Raw genomic sequence first — 17,365 nt, forward strand, 5'->3', positions numbered from 1 at the left:
GGCGCCGGCATAGCCGGCGCCCTTGAACAAATGCGATTGAAAACAATCAATTTCCGAGATTGTTGATGTTGTCCGCGATCGAGAAGCCGGAATTGGCAATGCCGACCGGCTGGGCGACGAAGTTGAGGAACTTCGAGAAATCGACCGACGGGTGACGCGAGGCATAGATGACGTCGCGATTCTTGACCGGGAAGGTCTGGCCGACGATCAGGCTGTCCGGCTTGCTCATGTCGAAGCGGTAGACGATCGGGTAGCGACCGACGCTGTCGGTCTTCATGCCCTTGCGCAGCATTTCGTTGAAACGCTGCTGACCGAGCAGGCTCATGACCACATCGGGTTCTTCGTAACGGAAGATGAAGTAGCCCTTCATGTCGAGCGTGTAGTCCGAACCACCGCCAGCAAGGCCCATGGCCTCGAGCAGGTTCAGGTCGTTGGCGCCGAATTCGACGCGCTGGTTGGCCTTGACCGCACCGAGGATCGTGAAGCGGCGCGGATCGCGCGTCACGAAGATCTGGTCGCCCGGCTTGACGTGGATATTTTCCGACGGGTTCTCGATGATCGACTTCAGAAGAACCGTTCCGGTCTTCTTGCCGCGCACCAATGTGACGAAGGTTTCATAGGGCTGGGCCACCGGGCCACCGGCCTTGGCGATGACTTCGTTGATCGTTTCGTCGACGAGGCTCAGCGGCACCACCGACGATTTGCCGACGGCACCCGAAACCGTGACGTTGCGCGACGCGGTGCTCATGCTCGTGACGATGACGTCGGGCTCGACGGCCTTCTGCTTCAGCGCTTCCAGGATTTCCTGGCGCGCCTGCTCCAGTGTCAGGCCGGCAAAACTGACCGGGCCGACATAGGGGATGGCAGCCTTGCCATCCGGCTGAACGACGAGATCGATGCTCGTCTGCTTGGAGTCCTGCGTCGAGAACAGGCCGTCGCTGCCGGCTTCGAAGATCGAAACCTTGAGCTGGTCGCCAACTCCGATGACGACCCGGCCGACACCGCCGCCAATGCCGAAACGGCGATTGAGCGTCGAGGAGACATAATCGGAAACAAGACGCGCGGAGCGTCCGTCCACATCGACGATGTCGAAAACCGTTGCATTCTGGCGGCCGATCTCGGCGCCTGACTGGCCGGCATCCTTGACGATCGCCCCAGCCAGCGGTCCCTCACCAGGCACAGCCTGGCATCCGACGAGGGCGGAACAAAGCAGAAGGGCACTGACTCGTTTCAACTACGACACTCCACATTCGGCACAGCCATGATTTTGCTCATGGTTCCGCGCCGCATCATCCCCGGCAGGGAATTTCGCCGGTCTCTGAAAAGCACAATCGCCGTCCCACAACAAGTCACCCCAAGACCAAGACGGGCAATTTATTTGAGCCCGCGTCTTTCTGGTCATACCTTCGATACCTTGAGCGTGGTTTGTCGCCCAATCCGACTTGGACTGGCGTTGACAGCGTGTATATCTTCAGTCTTTGGGGTTGAAAGCTAGGGACTTTAAGTTAAAAGCTGACTAATGAGGCGGAACGAATATAGCTGGGGATAGCCCACAAGCATGACGATTGGCGATTGCATTTCGACCTCCGCCGCGCAATCGCAGGTGCAACTTTAACGGCATTTTAGAGCGTTCGATCATACATGGCTGTTGAGATTATTGGGCGTGCATGCCTCGCCCCTGGAGCAGAATCGCCCTCGGCGTTGTTCAAACTTCTACGTCAGGGCAAGTGCACCGTCACCAGCATTCCATCGGATCGCTGGGATGTCGCGCGATTCTGGCATCCCGTCATTGGCACGCAGGGGAAGACCTATTCCTTCGCGGCCGGCGTGCTGGATCAACTCTATGATTTCGACCCGGCCGTCTTCGGCATGTCGCAGCGCGAGGCCATGTATATGGACCCGCAGCAGCGCGTGCTGCTCCAACTCGCCTGGCGGGCGCTTGAAGACGCCAACATCTCGTCGACGTCGCTGCACGGCGAAAACGTCGGTGTCTATATCGGCGCATCGAGCCTCGACCACGCCAACCTGACGGTCGAGGATCCGGCCGCAGCCGGCCCCTATTTCATGACCGGCAACACGCTGTCGATCGTGTCGAACCGCATCTCGCACATCTTCGGCCTCAGCGGCCCGAGCATGACGGTCGATACCGCCTGTTCCTCCTCGCTGGTCGCACTCGACCAGGCGATGCGGGCACTGACATCGGGCGAGATCGACACGGCGATCGTCGGCGGCGTCAATATTCTTGCCCACCCCCTGCCCTTCGTCGGCTTCGCCCAAGCGCGCATGCTGTCGCCGGAAGGCCTCTGCCGTGCCTATGATAACGACGGCGCCGGCTACGTGCGCGCCGAGGGCGGCGTGGTCTTCGTGCTGCGCCGTTCCGACCGCGCGCGCCGCGAAAAAGACCGCAGCTATGCGCGCATCGTCGCGACCGGCGTGAATTCGGCCGGACGCACCAACGGCATTTCGCTGCCGTCGCGCGAAGCCCAGGCCAATCTGCTGAGAGCGATCTACGAAGGAAACGGCATCGACGCCAATCAGGTGGCCTTCGTCGAGGGCCACGGCACCGGCACCAAGGTCGGCGACCCGGCGGAAGTCTGGTCGATCGGAACGGTCATCGGTGCCAAGCGCCGGGCGCCCGTGCCGATCGGCTCGATCAAGTCGAACATCGGCCACACCGAACCCGCCTCCGGCCTCTTCGGCATGCTGAAGGCCATGATGGCGCTCGAGAACAATTACCTGCCGGCGTCGCTGCACTTCGACACGCCGAACGAGCACATCGATTTCGACGGCCTGAACGTCCGCGTCACGGCAAACCCGATTGAGCTTCTGCGCGGAAAGCGCGCGCGCCTCGCCGGCATCAACTCCTTCGGCTTCGGCGGCGCCAATGCGCACGTCGTTATCAGCGATCCGGAACCGGCGGCCGATGAAAAGGCCGCAAATCCGTCGTCGTCAGGGCATGTGTTCCTGGCAAGCGCCCATACGCAATCGAGCCTGGAAGCCCTTCTCAAGGACTACAAGACGGCTTTCGCGCATGCTTCCAAGAGTGAAGCCCGTGCGATGATCGCGGCATCGGGTGCCAACCGCACCCATATGCGCCATCGGTTTGCCGCACGCAGCGACCAGCCCGAAGATATCGTCCGTGCGATCACCAGCCACCTGGAAAAGCCCGGCTCGGACATCGGCGAGGTCGGCGAGGCCGTCGCTCGCGATGCCAAGGTCGCGTTCGTGTTCTCCGGCAATGGCTCGCAATGGGCCGGCATGGGTTTGGAGGCTTTCCGTGAAAACCTGCATTTCCGCCAGTGTTTCACCTCGGTCAGCGCGCTGTTCAAGTTCCATTCGGATATCGCGCTTACCGATCTCCTGACCGATCCTGATCTCGACAAGAAGCTTGCCGACACGAAGATCGCCCAGCCGCTGCTGTTTGCGGTGCAGGCCGCCCTGTCGGATTCGCTGGTTGCCATGGGCATCAAGCCGGTCGCCGTCTTCGGCCACTCCGTCGGCGAAATCGCCGCCGCCTACGCCGCCGGTGCGCTGTCGCTCGTCGATGCCGTTTCGATCGTTGCCAAGCGCTCGCTGCACCAGGACCTGCTTGCCGGCCATGGCACGATGGCTGCCGTCATGCTCGGTGAAGAGGCTGCTCGCGCTTTCGCCGAGGCTCGCGGCCTGGACGACCTCTGCGTCGCGGCCGTCAACGCCCATAACTCCGTGACGATCTCGGGCCCGGCCGACCAGATCTCGGCCTTCCGCGATGCCGCTCGCAAGGCGAAGATCCCGGTCCAGATCCTCGACATCAACTATCCGTTCCACCATCCGATCATCGACCGGGCGAAGGATGCCTTCCTCTCGGACATCCCCGATATCGCGCCGCGCCGCACCGAGCTCGCCTATCTCTCAACGGTGACGGGTGCCGCCCTCGAGGGCACGCAGCTCGATCCGGAATACTGGTGGAAGAACGTTCGCGAGCCGGTCCGCTTCCAGGCGGCCGCAGAAGCCGCGATCGAAATGGGCTGCCGCCTGTTCATCGAAATCTCGCCGCGCCCGATCCTGTCGTCCTACGTCAAGGAGACGATCAAGCAGGCAGCCGCCCCCGGCATGGTGGTGCCGACGCTGCTCAGAGACGTCGCCGAAAGCGGCCAGGATCCGATTTCGGCCGCGATGGCGCGTGCCGTTGCACATGGCGCCGTGGTCGACACGACCCGGGTCTTCGGCAAGCGCAATGCATCGATCGCCCTGCCAAGCCTCCCGTTCGAGCCCGTCGAGCTGCGGCCGGCGGCGACGACCGATGCCACGGACCTCTTCGGCCGGATTGCCAGACCTTACCGCCTGACCGGCTGGCGCAGCGATCCGAACAGCGGCAGCTGGAAAAACCATATCGACGCCCATCTCTTCCCGGATCTTGCCGAACACGTGGTCGACGGCAAGGCGATCTTGCCGGGCAGCGGCTTCATCGAGATCGCCGTCGCTGCGGCACAGCAGTTCTATGGCAGCGACGAAGTCGAGATCACCAATCTCGAAATCGTCCGGCCGCTGGAACTCAGCGACACGAAAATCATGGAGCTGTCGACCGTCCTCTCGCCAGAGACCGGCGACCTCGAGATCCGTTCGCGCGAACGGCTGTCGGAAGACGACTGGGCCGTGCATGCGGTAGCCCGCTGCCGCAAGCCGCTGCCGGCCGGGGATCGCGCCTATCCGTCGCTTGCGGGCCTTGCCAAGACGGCAACGGTGGCACCGGGCCGCGCCTATGAAACGGCGCGGCAGTTCGGCCTCGACTACGGTCCCCGCTTCCAGCTGCTCGCGAAAGCGGTTGCCTATGGCGACCGCCTGGTCGATGTAGAACTGAAGACGGCAGACGCCACCGGACACCCTCTGGTCAGCTATGCTCTGAACCCGATCTCGGTCGATGCGACCTTCCACGGCCTGGTGGCGCTCTTCGACCGCTTCACCGGCGACAAGAGCGGCGCACCCTATATCCCGGTCCGTTTCGGTTCGGTCCGTGTCGTCAATGGCGGCCTGCCGATCGCGCGCGCCATGATCGAAATCGAACGTGTCAGCGCCAACTCGATCAAGGCGAAGTTCCACTTCTTCGGCCAGTCGGGCGAACCGATCGCGCATTTCGAGGATTGCCGTTTCCGCCGCACCTATCTGCGCAAGCACAAGACGCTCGACGCGCTGTCCTTCCATTACGAGGCAGTACAATCGGAAGCCACCCTGCCGGGCCTTCTGCGCAACAGCCTGGCACCGGTCTCGATCGCCATGCCGACCGCCGGCGAGGCTGGCATCGACAACGCGACGCTGCTCTTCAATGCCGCGATCTACCGCGCCTGCCAAGAGATCGCTCTCAAGCTCGGCAAGGGTCGTTCAACGATCCAGGGCAGCAGCCTGCCCGGCGATTTCGCGTTCCAGTGTTTCCTGACGAGCTGCCTCTACGTGCTCGAAGATGCCGGGCTTTGTGAGCACAAGGATGGTGTCTGGACTGTCGCGCAGGACTTCAACCTGCCGAGCGTGTCTGAAATTCTGAGCGAACTTTACGGCGAACGGCCTGACCGCGCCGTCGAGGCCGTGCTGATCAACAATGCCTATGCGGAAGCGCTTGCCCGCATCGACGCCCTGCATGCGGGCGACGAAGCGGCCTCGGCCTCGAACTTCATCAGCGACGCCACCATCGACCATCAGGCGGTTCACTCGGAGGCAAGCCGTCAGCGCATGTCCTTCTTGCTGGAAGCGCTCGAAACAGCGCTCTCGACACAGTCCGCCGGAGCGCGTCTGCGCATCGTCGAACTCGGCAGCGTATCCGCCGGCTTCACCCGACGCCTGGCGACACTTGCCGAAAAGCATGGTGCAAGCCTCACCGTGTTCGAAGCACGCGACAACGCCCAGCGCGGCCTTGAGCTCTCCTTCGAAAACGACGCCCATGTACACATCCTCAAGAAGGGCGAGCTCGCGACGCTTGCGGCCTTCGATCTTGCCGTCAGCGCTTCCGATGGGTTCTACGGCCTGATCGAGGACGATGTGACGGTTCGCACGGCCTTGCGTACCGCACTTCGTCCTACCGGTGGCATCATCGCCGCGGTCAGCGCGCCGTCGTTGTTCAACGACTTCGCGCTTGGCCTGTCCGAGGGTTGGTTCGCGCGCAGCCAGACGGCGGAGTTTCCGATCGGCAACCTCGCGGCTGCGCCGCACTGGCAGAAATGCCTCGACGATCTTGACTTGCGCGACATCGACATTGCCGACCGCGAATGTGCAAGCGGCAACGTCATCCTGCTCGAAGCGCGTGGCACAGCAACTGCTGCCGCAGACGTGGCGGTACCGGCGTCCAGCCCCTACCTGTTGCTGGAGATCGCCGGGCACGAACAGCGCGAACCGTCTGAGACAGCCGTTCGCGTCAGCCTGACCGGCGATGCGAGTGCGGACAAGGCCGCGCTCCTGCCAGCCTTCGAGGCGCTGGGGGCCCAACCGATTCGGGCAGTCTTCCTCGCCTTGCCGACGGCCGCGTCGCGCGCCGACGATTCTGCCTCTCTGCAAACGCAGATCCTCGCGCTCGGCGCGTTTGCCGAAGCGTTGCGCCAGCATATCGGCGGTGCAGAGCCGGCAGACGACAAGCGGCCCCGTCTGGTGCTTGTTGCGCCTGGCGGCGCACCGATCGCCAGCCGGACGGTCGGCGCAGCGGTCGCAAGCGACGGCGTCAATGCCGGCCTCTGGGCCTTCGCGCGCGTACTCCAGAACGAGTACGAGTTCCTCGACGTCCACTCGCTCGACATCGACGGGTCGCCGGCGACGGCTGCCCAGATGGCTGCGGCATTGCCGCTGCTTGGCGCCGCGGGAGCTAACCGCGAATGGCTGCTCGAAGGTGACGATGGCGCTGCGCTTTCGGAGATCCGCGCCGTGCCTGGGCCGGTTGACAATGCGCACGCAGCAACAGCTGCCTTCAAGGCTGCAACCATCCGCCAGCGCGTCAGCTCCCAGGTCGGCAGCATCGTCTGGGAAGAAAGCGACATCCCCTCGGCAGGCCCGGGTGACGTCGTCGTCGCGGTCGCGGCCACCGGCCTCAACTTCCGCGACGTGATGTGGGCGATGGGCCTTCTGCCGGAAGAGGCGCTCGAAGACGGCTTCGCAGGCGCGACGATCGGCATGGAGCTTTCCGGCCATGTAGTCGCGGTCGGCGCCGGCGTCGATGACCTCGCCGTCGGCGATGCCGTCATGGCGATTGCGTCCTCCGCCTTCTCGACCCACGCGGTCGTTTCGCGCGCCGGTGTCGCCAGGTTGCCGCAATCGGTCAGCCCGGTTGCCGCAGCGACGGTCCCGGTCGCGTTCCTGACCGCCTATTACGCGATGGTCGAGCTTGGGCGGATCCAGCCTGACGAGACGATCCTCATCCACGGGGCCGCCGGCGGTGTCGGCCTTGCCGCTCTGCAGGTCGCTAAGCTGAAGGGCGCCAAGGTCATCGCCACGGCAGGATCGCGCGAGAAGCGTAGCTTCCTGTCGATGCTGGGCGCCGATCACGTCTTCGATTCCCGTTCGCTCGACTTCGTCAACGACGTTCGCGCCGTAACGGACGGCGAAGGCGTCGATCTCGTGCTCAACTCGCTGTTCGCCGAGGCCATGGAGCAGAGCCTGGCGCTGGTGAAGCCGTTCGGCCGCTTCCTTGAGCTTGGCAAGCGCGACTATTACGCCGACAGCAAGATCGGCCTTCGGCCGTTCCGCCGCAATGTCAGCTATTTCGGCATCGACGCCGACCAGTTGCTGGTCAACCAGCCGAAGCTGACCAAGCGGATCTTTACCGAGATCGGTGCGCTGTTCGAAGACGGCAAGCTGACCCCGCTTCCCTATCGCGCCTTCGACTTCGACGAGATCGGCAACGCCTTCCGGCTGATGCAGAATGCCGGGCATATCGGCAAGATCGTCGTGCTTCCTCCGGTCGCCGGCACGCATCGTGTCGCCAAGCGTCCGCATGGCGGCATGAAGGTCGATCCGAACGGCATGCATCTCGTCGTCGGTGGCATCGGCGGCTTCGGCCTCGCTGCCGCCAACTGGCTCGTCGAAAAGGGTGCGACGAAGGTCGCGCTCTGCTCGCGCCGTGGCCAGGCGGATGCCGAGACGACGGCGATGATCGAGCTCTGGGCGAAGGCCGGCGTTGCCGCCACGGTTCATGCCTGCGACGTCACCGATCCGGCAGCGACGGAGCGCCTGCTCAAGACGCTGCGCGCCGTGGCGCCGCTGCGCTCGATCGTCCATGCTGCCATGGTGCTCGACGACGCGCTGATCAGCAACCTCAACCGCGAGCGCAACCGGCCGGTCATCGATACCAAGGCCAAGGGTGCCGCGGTTCTCGATCAACTGACCAGCGGCGACAAGATCGACAACTTCATCCTGTTCTCGTCGGCGACGACCCTCGTCGGCAACCCCGGACAGGCGAATTACGTCGCGGCCAACGGCTATCTCGAAGGTCTCGCCCGCGCCCGTCGCGCCCGCGGCCTTGCGGGTCTCGCCGTCGGCTTCGGCGCGATCGCAGACAAGGGCTACTTGGTCCAGAACACGGATGTGAACGACATCCTTGCCAAGCGTATCGGCAAGACGGCGCTGAAGGCGCAGACGGCGCTCGACATGGTCGAAAGCCACCTGGCCTTCGATCCAGGCACCGTCGATGCGGCAACCGTGATGATCTCGGAGATCGACTGGTCGGCGGCACGCAATCTGCCTGTCGCCCGCAACGCCCTCTTCGAAGTCATCCTGCGCAGTGCCGACCAGCATGCGACGGGCGGCGAAGGCACCAAGATGGACCTCGTCGCGATGATCGAGGGCAAGTCGCCGCAGGAGGCCGAGGACATTCTCTTCGACCTCGTCGCCGGCGAGATCGCCGCAATCCTGCGCGTATCGAAGGATACGGTCACCCGCAGCAAGGTTCTGAAGGAAATCGGCCTCGACAGCCTCATGGCCGTCGAACTCGGCATGAGCTTCCAGCAGAACACCGGCTTCGACATGCCGCTCAGCGGCGTCGCCGACAACACGACGGTTGGCGATGTCGCGCGCAAGCTCTATGAAAAGGTGAGCAAGCGCGACCAGAGCGACGATGCCGAGCCCGCCGACGACAAGATCGTCAGCGAACTTGCGCAGCGGCACGTCGGAACGGCGAAGGAAAAAGCACAAGGCCAATGAGCACGAACGGAAACGGTCCAGGCGCATCCAAGATGACCAGCAGCCTCAAAGAGAACCTGCTGGACCGGATGAGAAACACGCATCAATCCTCCGAGCGCAACCGCATGGCGCGCTCGGAGCGGGAGATGCCGCCGCCGGCACGCCGGCAGCAGGCCCGTTTCGAAGACCTGCCGGAATACAAGCAGGTGATGACGCAGAAGTTCGCAAGCGAGCAGCTCGGCATCGCCAATCCGTTCTATCGTGCCCATCAGACGGCGGCCGGCGCGACCACCGTCATCGACGGCCGGAAGCTGATCAACTTCGCCTCCTATGACTATCTCGGTCTCAACCGCCATGCGGAGGTGCTTGCGCGGGCACGCGACACCATCGGCACCTTCGGCATTTCCGCGTCGGCGAGCCGCCTCGTCGCGGGCGAGCGCCCAGTGCATGTGGCGCTCGAAGAAAAGATTGCCAGCTTCTATGGCGTCGATGCCGCCGTCTGCTTCGTCAGCGGTTATCTCACCAATGTAGCGGCGATCAGCTGCCTGATGGGGCCGAAGGATCTCGTCGTCCACGACGAGTTCATCCACAACAGCGCCCTTGCCGGCGTCAAGCTCTCGGGCGCGACTCGACGCCTGTTCAAGCACAATGACGTCGCCGACCTCGAACACGTGCTACGCACGGTCGCCGGCGACTATCGCCGCATCATGGTCATCGTCGAGGGCATCTACTCGATGGACGGCGATGTCGCCGACCTGCCGGCGCTTCTGAAGCTCCGGGCCGAATACGGCTTCTGGCTGATGGTCGACGAAGCGCACTCGCTCGGAGTTCTCGGCAAGACCGGCCGCGGGCTTGCAGAGCATTTCGGCGTCGATCCCCGCGAGATCGACATCTGGATGGGCACGCTCTCCAAGACCACGTCGAGCTGCGGCGGCTACATCGCCGGCAGCGAAGCGCTGGTCGAAGTGCTAAAGGCCTCGGCCGGCGGCTTCGTCTACAGCGTCGGCCTTGCGCCGGTGCTGGCGGCCGCGGCAACCACAAGCCTGGAGGTGCTGGAACGGGAGCCGACGCGCACGGCGGCGCTGCGCCGCAACGGCGCGCTCTTCCTCAAGCTTGCCAAGGAAGCGGGGCTCGACACCGGCCTCAGCAGCGGATTTTCCGTGGTTCCGGTTCTGGTTGGCGATTCCCTGCGAGCGGTGCAGCTGTCGAACGACCTGCTTGCCGAAGGGGTCAATGCGCTGCCGATCATCCACCCGGCGGTCCCGGAAGGCCTGGCGCGGCTGCGCTTCTTCATCACCAGCGACCACACGGAAGAGCAGATCCGCCGCACGGTAACGCTGACGGCCGAGCGTCTGGCCGACCTTACCGCACGCAACTTCGGCCTCGGCGGCATCGACATCGACCAGATGATGAAGGCGCTCTCGGCGCGCTGACCTGATCGCATTTGCTGCCGGGTCACGCGGTTGCCGAAGCAGAGCCGCTTCGCACCCTTCCGAACTCTGGAGCGGAATACCTGCATGACGCATGTGATCATTACCGGTGGCTCGAGCGGTATCGGATTTGCGGTCGCATCGATCTACGCGGCGCGCGGGGCGCGCCTCTCGTTGATTGCCCGCTCCCGTGGCCTCCTGGAAGACGCCCAAGCGAAACTTGTCTCGTCCAGCGGGGCGAACGCCGACAGCATCCGGATCGAGGCCGCCGACGTCGCGGTGGAGAGCGATGTCGAAGCGGCGATCCGGCGGTGCGAACAGGCTTTCGGCCCCTGCGACATCCTGGTGGCATCGGCCGGCATCGTCGAACCCGGCCGGTTCGAGGAACTCGACAGCGCCTCGTTCCGGCAGCAGATGGACACCAATTTCTCCGGCACGGTGCATGCGGTCCGCGCTGTCTACGACAGCATGAAGCGGCGCCGGCGCGGCCGGATCATGATGATCTCGTCCGGCGCGGGGCTGCTCGGCATCTACGGCTATTCGGCCTACTGCGCCTCCAAGTTCGCCGTGCACGGCTTTGCCCAGGCGCTGCGTTCGGAAGCCCGCCCGCACGGCGTCAGCGTCTCCGTCTGCTTTCCGCCGGATACGGAAACGCCGCAGTTTCAGCGCGAACTCGCGGCCCGACCGCCGGAAGCCGCCACGATCATGGGCACGGTCCGACCCTGGCCAGTTGAAGCGGTGGCCAGGCGGATCGTCAAGGGAACCGATCGCGGCCGGTTCGAAGTCTATTTCGGCACGACATTGTTTCTGCTTGGCCGCTTCGCTCCCGCCGTTCGTCCCTTGCTCAACTGGTGGTTCGACCGGGCGATTGTGCGGTGCGGCAACACGGCGACGCATAATCGTGGAGTGTCCGAGCACCGGACCTGACGGTGCTTGTACCTAGCATCGATAAGATCTAAGTGTCGGGCGGACGCTGTGCCGCATAAAGCGGCATCGGCCGGCATGAAGACATGAAGGTTTCCGCTTGGCGTTGCTTCCCTTTCAGCTGCACGACTACCCGATAACACTGACGCTTAGTTGTTATCTGCTGTCGTGCGCGGTGATCTTCTTCACCGACCGCTTCGCCCTGCCGAAGCGGGAGCGGCGCGCCAATCCTTCGCCTTTCGGACGCACGCAGGACGTGATCGACGTGCTTGCCCGCCTGCCTGTCATCGCTCTGGTCTTTGCCGGTTTCTTCGCCGGATCCTGGCGTCCGCTCTATGCGGCGGCCGGCACGATGAGCTTCTTCATCATCTTCACCGGCATTTCCCGCGCCAAGTTCAAGTTCATCCGTGAACCGCTGATCTTTTCCGACATCGCGCTGGTCGTCGACGTGTTCAAGTACAAGACGATCTTCTATGCGAGCTCGCTGAACGTCGTCTTCTGGACCGTCGCCTTCCTCTACGTCTTTGGCGTTTCCGGCCTCTACATGTATTTCGAGCCGGCCATTCTGCCGGACCGGGGCAAGGCCTTCTGGATCCTGGTGATGCTCGGCATCGCCTATGGTCCCTGGCTCCTGCTCTTCTACGGCCCGGTGAACCGCCCGACGGCCGCGCTGGTACAGCGGCTGCTCAAGGTCCTCGACGTCAAGATGAACACGGTGCGCTTCGGTACCTTCGGCTCGGTCGTCTTCCGTTTCATCATTTGGCTCGGTGTGCGTCGCGAAAAGATCGTCGCGGATCTCTCCAAGATCGTCCGGGCCGCCGTGCAGGATCTGATCGGTGACGACGGCTCGCCGCTGATCGTCGTCTGGCAATCGGAATCCTTCATCGACATGCGGCACTTCGGCGTCAACACGCTGAAACTGCCGACGCTCGACCGGCTGCGGCGCGAGGCGGTGCAGTGGGGCCGGCTCAGCAGCGTGTTCGAAGGCGGCTATACGCTACGCACCGAATTCGCCGTGATCAGCGGCCTGGTGCCCGACGATATTCATGTCGACGCCAGCTATCCCTATCTGCGCGCGTCGCACTATGCCGACGTCGTCTGGCCCGGAAAGATGAAGCGTGCCGGCTGGAATACCCACTTCATCCATCCCTATGACCGGACCTTCTTCCTCAGGCACAAGGCGATGCCGCAGCTCGGCTTCTCCAAGCTGACGATGCTCGACGGTTTCGACCATCGCCCAGAGCGAGACGGACCCTACGTCTCCGACGAGAAGCTCGCGGCGAAGGTGATCGACGCAAGCGAGAAGCTGCCCGAAGACGAAAGCGGCTTCATCTTCGTCGCATCCATGGCCAATCACGGCCCATGGGAGCCGGGCCGCGTCGGAGACCTCACCAATCCCGTCGACATCTATCTGGCCATCCTCGAGCAGTCCGATGCGGCGCTCAACACATTGAGCGAACACCTCGACAAGCTCGACCGTCCAGTCTGGCTCGTCTTTTACGGCGACCATGCGCCGCTGCTCAAATCCTTCGCCGATCCCTTCCCGGATCCGCGCACCGACTATCTGATCGTGCCGCTCGCCAAGGCAAAGCGGTCGTCCCACAAGCCGGCCGAACCGAGCAGCGTCGAGGCCTGGAACCTGATCGAGGCGCTTCTCAACCACGCGAACCTGAGAAAGGATACGCTGCGCTAGCGGCGGTCTGCGGATGGAGAACGCTTCGACGACATCGGCCGGTGGGGCCGCACGGCCGAGACAGCGGGTCTTCCTGTTCCTGCAGGGCCCCTCCTCGCCGATCTTCCGCAAGATCGCTGACCGGCTCGAAGCCCTTGGCCACCGCTGTCTCAGGATCAACCTGAACGTCGGCGACCAGATCTTCTGGCGCCGCAAGGGCGGCTTCAACTATCGCGGCACGGCGGCCGCCTGGCCCGGCTATCTCGAGGCATTCATCGCGGCCCACGGCGTTACGGATATGCTGTTTCTCGGCGAAGAGCGGCCCTACCACAGGGCGGCCACTGCCGTCGCCCATCGCACCGGCGTCAGTGTCGCCATTATCGAGATGGGCTATCTGCGGCCGGACTGGCTGACGCTCGAGCGCAACGGCATGTCGTCGAACTCCCATTTTCCTGTCGATGCCGGTCAGATCCTTTCGGCTGCGTCCAACTTGCCGGAGCCGGACTGGCGCAAGCGCTACAGCCAGACGTTCCTCGCCGATGCGATCTACGATCTGCTCTACAATCTGCCGAACGTCTTTTTCTGGTTCCTGTTTCCACACTACCGCCGTCACGGGATTTTCCATCCGCTCGCCGAATACGCCGGCTGGATACGCCGGCTGCTCTCCGAGAAGCGGCGCAACGCGGCGGCGGTGGCAACGGTTTCGCAGCTCCTTTCGGAGGGTGTGCCCTACTTCGTCTATCCGCTTCAGCTCGAAACCGACTTTCAGCTCAGGGCGCATTCGCCCTTCCACAGCCAGAAGGATGCAATCGCTGACGTCCTGACATCGTTCGGCGCCTTTGCCGCGCCGAATGCACGCCTGGTCTTCAAGGTGCATCCGCTCGACAACGACCTGATCCCGTGGCGCAGCTTCATCGAGCAGCGAGCAGCGGCGCTTGGCTTGAGCGGGCGCGTCTTCTACCTGGACGGCGGAAATCTCGATACGCTTGGCGAGGCGAGCGCCGGCATGGTCACGGTGAATTCGACGGCCGGATTGCACGCCCTGAAGCAGGGGCGGCCGGTCAAGGTGCTCGGCACTGCCGTCTTCGATATTGCCGGTCTGACCGACCAGCAGCCACTCGACGGTTTCTGGCAGGCGCCCCAGGCGCCGGAGCCTGAGCTCAGTGTCGCAATGTTCCGCCTGCTTGCCGCATCGATCCAGGTGCGCGGCAACCTTTATTCCCGCGCCGGAACCGATGCCGGCGCGGAAGCGATTGCCCGGCGGCTGCACGAAAGCAGCCTCAACGAGCCTGGGGCCTTTGTTGACCCCGCACCGCGCCAAAAGCCAGCGAAACGCGCGCCTTCCGCTTCCCGCCAAGGGTAGCCGTTTTCACATCGCGGGGACCTAGCGCGGCGCGAGCGCTGCGGCGATAGCGGCGACCAGCATCAGCCCGGCCGCGACCAAGGGCAGCGCGGAAAAACCAGCCCCGCCATAAACCACGCCGAAACCAAGCGTTCCCAAAAAGAGCGACAGATAGGTGACGCCGCTGTTCAGTCCAATGATCGCGCCACGCCTTGTGGGATCGAGCCCCGTCAGCCTCATGATCAGCACGTTGAGGCCGAAATGGTTGGCAAGGCCCCAGAAAAACACGACGACCAGCATGGCCGTGTAGGAGCCGCTTGCGGTAGCCATCGCCGCATAGACGCCGGCGACGACCAAGAAGATCAAGGGTAGCAACCTGCCAGCACCGAAGCGATCGATCAGGCGGTCGAGCAGTGCCGCCGCACCGAAGCCGAAGCCGTAGGAAACGGCCACGAGGCCATTTGCGCTGAGGGGCAATCCGAGCGCCGCATGCAGGTGTTCGCCGATATAGGCATAAACACCGTAGAAGGCGGCCATGAAAGCGGCACAGGCGATCAGCAGCGGCCCGGCGCCACGCACGACAAGCGCAGCAAGCGGCGACGTCGTGTTGCCGGCCAGACCTTCCCGCACTGGCGCGAGCCTGACGGCAGCGCAGGCAACCAGCGTGGCCGCGGCAACGACGACGTAGACGGCGCGCCATCCCCCGAAGTCGGCGATCGCTGCCGATAGCGGCACACCGGCCACCATGCTGAGCGTCCAGCCGGTCAATACCAGGCCGATCGTCTCGCTCTCCCGTCCGGCCGGCGCGATGACCGAGGCCAGCGTATAGATCGAGGGAAGCGCAATGCCGGTGGCGACGCCGACAACGAGTTGGGCGGCGACCAGGAACGCCAGCATGGGCGCAAGCGCGCTACCGGTGAGCCCGGCGGCCAGAAGCAACAGCGCGGCAGCCAGAATGCGATGAGGGCCGTACCGGTCGATGAAGCGGCCGAGGAAGATGGCGCTGACGGCCGTGCCCAGTCCGAAAGCGGCCGAAGCGACCATCACGGAGGGAACATCCGCGCCGAGGCTCCGCGCCACCTCCGGCGCGATCGGACCCAGCGCCAGAGAATTCGAGCCGATGACGCCGACGCACACGGTCAGGACATAGGCGAAGGGCGGGATGCGCGCCCTGTCGATCGAGGCCCTGTCGATTGGATTTGGCGAAACTTGTTGATCGATGTTCGTCATTCCTTCATTTTTGCAGAATGAAATTCAGCAACAAGAGGAATTCCGGGTATGGACCAAAATACAGATGACATTCGGCGGAAGCGTCCGCCGGAACGCGACCTCGACGCCATGGACCGAAAACTATTAGGCGTCCTCGTCGAGGACGCGACCACGAGTTATGCCGAGCTTGGCGAACGCGTCGGGCTTTCGCCGCCGGCGGCGCATGAACGGGTGAAACGGCTCCGGCGTTCGGGCGCAATCCGCCGCGTGTCGGCGCTCATCGATCCGGACGCGGTCGGAAAGACGCTGCTTGCCTTCGTCCATGTCGACACGACCGGCTGGGGCAAGACGCAGGCACTGCTGGCGATCGAGGAATGCCCTGAGGTGGAGGAGATCCACTCGGTCGCCGGCGACACCTGCATGTTGCTCAAGGTGCGCACCGAAAGCACGCATGCGCTGGAAGGGCTATTGGCGCGGCTCTACGACACGCCAGGCGTCAAGGCGACGCGCAGCTATGTGGTGCTTTCGACCTATCTGGAACGGCCGGTGCAGCCGGGCACGACGAGCGACTGGCCCGCCGTGGTGAAGGGTTAGACCACCTTCGACAGGCGACGGTCCGGCCCTGCCGGTCTCAGACGACGCCGGCGCGCAGCAGGTCGTGAATATGCAGGATGCTGACGGGCGCGCCGCCATCGTCGACGACGAACAGCACGGTCACCTTGTGCTGCTGCATGAATTCCATGGCGCCGCTTGCGAGAACGTCGCCGCGGATCACGCGCGGATTGCGCGACATCACCGCTTCGACCGGCTGCAGCAGCAGGTCGCCGGACATGTGACGACGCAGGTCCCCATCGGTGATCACGCCAGCCAGCTTGCCGCCATCGTCGACGATGCCGACGACACCGAAACCCTTCGACGACATCTCGATCAGCGCCTCGCTCATCGGGCGGCCGACGCTGAGAAGCGGCATCTGGGCGCCGTCATGCGCCAGTTCGCGCACCAGCCGCAGCTGCGCACCGAGCTTGCCGCCCGGATGGAAGGTCTTGAAGTCTTCGGCCGAAAAGCCGCGCCGCTCGAGGAGCGCGATCGCGAGCGCGTCGCCGATGGCAAGCTGCAGCATGGCCGACGTCGTCGGCGCGAGGCCGTGCGGACAGGCTTCCTGGACCTTCGGCAGCACGATCGGCACTTCGGAGTTACGGGCAAGCACGCTGTCGCGGTTGGCGCAGATCGAGACGATCGGCACGTTGAAGCGCTTGGCGTAGGTGAGCATGTTGGCAAGCTCGGCGGTCTCGCCCGACCAGGAAAGCAGAATGAGTACGTCCTGCGAGGTGACCATGCCGAGGTCGCCGTGGCTCGCTTCGGTCGGGTGCACGAAATAAGCGGATGTTCCGGTCGATGCCAGCGTGGCTGCGATCTTGCGGCCGATGTGGCCGCTCTTGCCGACGCCGGAGACGACGACGCGCCCCTTGCTTTCGCCGATCAATTCGACAGCTTCAACGACGCTGCGGGCAAAGATCTCGTCGGCGCCGAATTGATCCGCAAGCGCCTTGATGCCGGCCATCGCGGTCGTCAGCGTCCGGCCGATCGATTCCAAAGCCGCATTTGCGGTGCGATCATCCGCCGATGCATGTCTCAAACCCATGATGACCCCAATTC

At 64.0% G+C, this 17,365-nt stretch carries 9 protein-coding genes; 6 read left to right on the forward strand and 3 right to left on the reverse strand.

The window, feature by feature from the left end; all coding sequences use genetic code 11:
- Positions 1 to 46: 46 nt before the first annotated feature.
- Positions 47 to 1,234, reverse strand: a complete 1,188-nt coding sequence (locus tag IB267_RS12425) for a polysaccharide biosynthesis/export family protein (RefSeq protein WP_192447888.1) — start codon at positions 1,232 to 1,234, stop codon at positions 47 to 49.
- A gap of 407 nt (positions 1,235 to 1,641) precedes the next feature.
- Between IB267_RS12425 and IB267_RS12430 the strand changes: the two genes are divergently transcribed.
- The 5 genes from IB267_RS12430 to IB267_RS12450 all read left to right on the forward strand — a co-directional run bounded on the left by IB267_RS12430 (position 1,642) and on the right by IB267_RS12450 (position 14,521).
- Entirely contained in the window at positions 1,642 to 9,153 is a 7,512-nt protein-coding gene (locus tag IB267_RS12430) for a type I polyketide synthase (protein WP_192447889.1), read from the forward strand.
- Positions 9,150 to 10,565, forward strand: coding sequence for an aminotransferase class I/II-fold pyridoxal phosphate-dependent enzyme (locus IB267_RS12435; RefSeq protein ID WP_192447890.1), 1,416 nt, complete (start codon positions 9,150 to 9,152; stop codon positions 10,563 to 10,565). Before IB267_RS12430 ends, IB267_RS12435 begins: the two co-directional genes overlap by 4 nt.
- An 84-nt stretch (positions 10,566 to 10,649) precedes the next feature.
- Complete coding sequence (locus tag IB267_RS12440; RefSeq protein WP_192447891.1) at positions 10,650 to 11,489, forward strand: SDR family oxidoreductase; 840 nt, start codon at positions 10,650 to 10,652, stop codon at positions 11,487 to 11,489.
- 97 nt (positions 11,490 to 11,586) lie between these two features.
- Positions 11,587 to 13,179 carry an LTA synthase family protein gene (locus IB267_RS12445; RefSeq protein ID WP_192447892.1) on the forward strand — a complete coding sequence of 531 codons (1,593 nt, stop codon included), beginning with the start codon at positions 11,587 to 11,589 and terminating at the stop codon, positions 13,177 to 13,179.
- Positions 13,180 to 13,192: 13 nt separating this feature from the next.
- Positions 13,193 to 14,521 (forward strand): capsule biosynthesis protein, encoded by a 1,329-nt coding sequence (locus tag IB267_RS12450; protein WP_192447893.1) that lies wholly within the window; start codon positions 13,193 to 13,195, stop codon positions 14,519 to 14,521.
- Positions 14,522 to 14,542: 21 nt separating this feature from the next.
- Here IB267_RS12450 and IB267_RS12455 read toward each other — a convergent pair whose 3' ends face one another.
- The gene (locus tag IB267_RS12455) at positions 14,543 to 15,730 is read right to left on the reverse strand and encodes an MFS transporter (protein ID WP_192447894.1); all 1,188 of its coding nucleotides are present in this window, start codon (positions 15,728 to 15,730) and stop codon (positions 14,543 to 14,545) included.
- A gap of 48 nt (positions 15,731 to 15,778) precedes the next feature.
- On the opposite strand from IB267_RS12455, the gene IB267_RS12460 reads away from it, so the two are divergent.
- Positions 15,779 to 16,303, forward strand: coding sequence for an Lrp/AsnC family transcriptional regulator (locus IB267_RS12460; protein WP_192447895.1), 525 nt, complete (start codon positions 15,779 to 15,781; stop codon positions 16,301 to 16,303).
- 37 nt (positions 16,304 to 16,340) lie between these two features.
- Here IB267_RS12460 and IB267_RS12465 read toward each other — a convergent pair whose 3' ends face one another.
- Positions 16,341 to 17,351 carry an SIS domain-containing protein gene (locus tag IB267_RS12465; protein WP_192447896.1) on the reverse strand — a complete coding sequence of 337 codons (1,011 nt, stop codon included), beginning with the start codon at positions 17,349 to 17,351 and terminating at the stop codon, positions 16,341 to 16,343.
- Between the last annotated feature and the right edge of the window lie 14 nt (positions 17,352 to 17,365).

The sequence above is a fragment of the Ensifer sp. ENS09 genome (genome assembly GCF_014852425.1).
In the GTDB taxonomy this organism is placed as follows: domain Bacteria; phylum Pseudomonadota; class Alphaproteobacteria; order Rhizobiales; family Rhizobiaceae; genus Ensifer.

Bases quoted from the DNA above. Each gene is read 5' to 3' on its own strand.
- IB267_RS12430 (WP_192447889.1), top strand. From the start codon at position 1,642: ATGGCTGTTGAGATTATTGGGCGTGCATGCCTCGCCCCTGGAGCAGAA.
- IB267_RS12435 (WP_192447890.1), top strand. From the start codon at position 9,150: ATGAGCACGAACGGAAACGGTCCAGGCGCATCCAAGATGACCAGCAGC.
- IB267_RS12440 (WP_192447891.1), top strand. From the start codon at position 10,650: ATGACGCATGTGATCATTACCGGTGGCTCGAGCGGTATCGGATTTGCG.
- IB267_RS12450 (WP_192447893.1), top strand. From the start codon at position 13,193: ATGGAGAACGCTTCGACGACATCGGCCGGTGGGGCCGCACGGCCGAGA.
- IB267_RS12455 (WP_192447894.1), bottom strand. From the start codon at position 15,730: ATGACGAACATCGATCAACAAGTTTCGCCAAATCCAATCGACAGGGCC.
- IB267_RS12460 (WP_192447895.1), top strand. From the start codon at position 15,779: ATGGACCAAAATACAGATGACATTCGGCGGAAGCGTCCGCCGGAACGC.
- IB267_RS12465 (WP_192447896.1), bottom strand. From the start codon at position 17,351: ATGGGTTTGAGACATGCATCGGCGGATGATCGCACCGCAAATGCGGCT.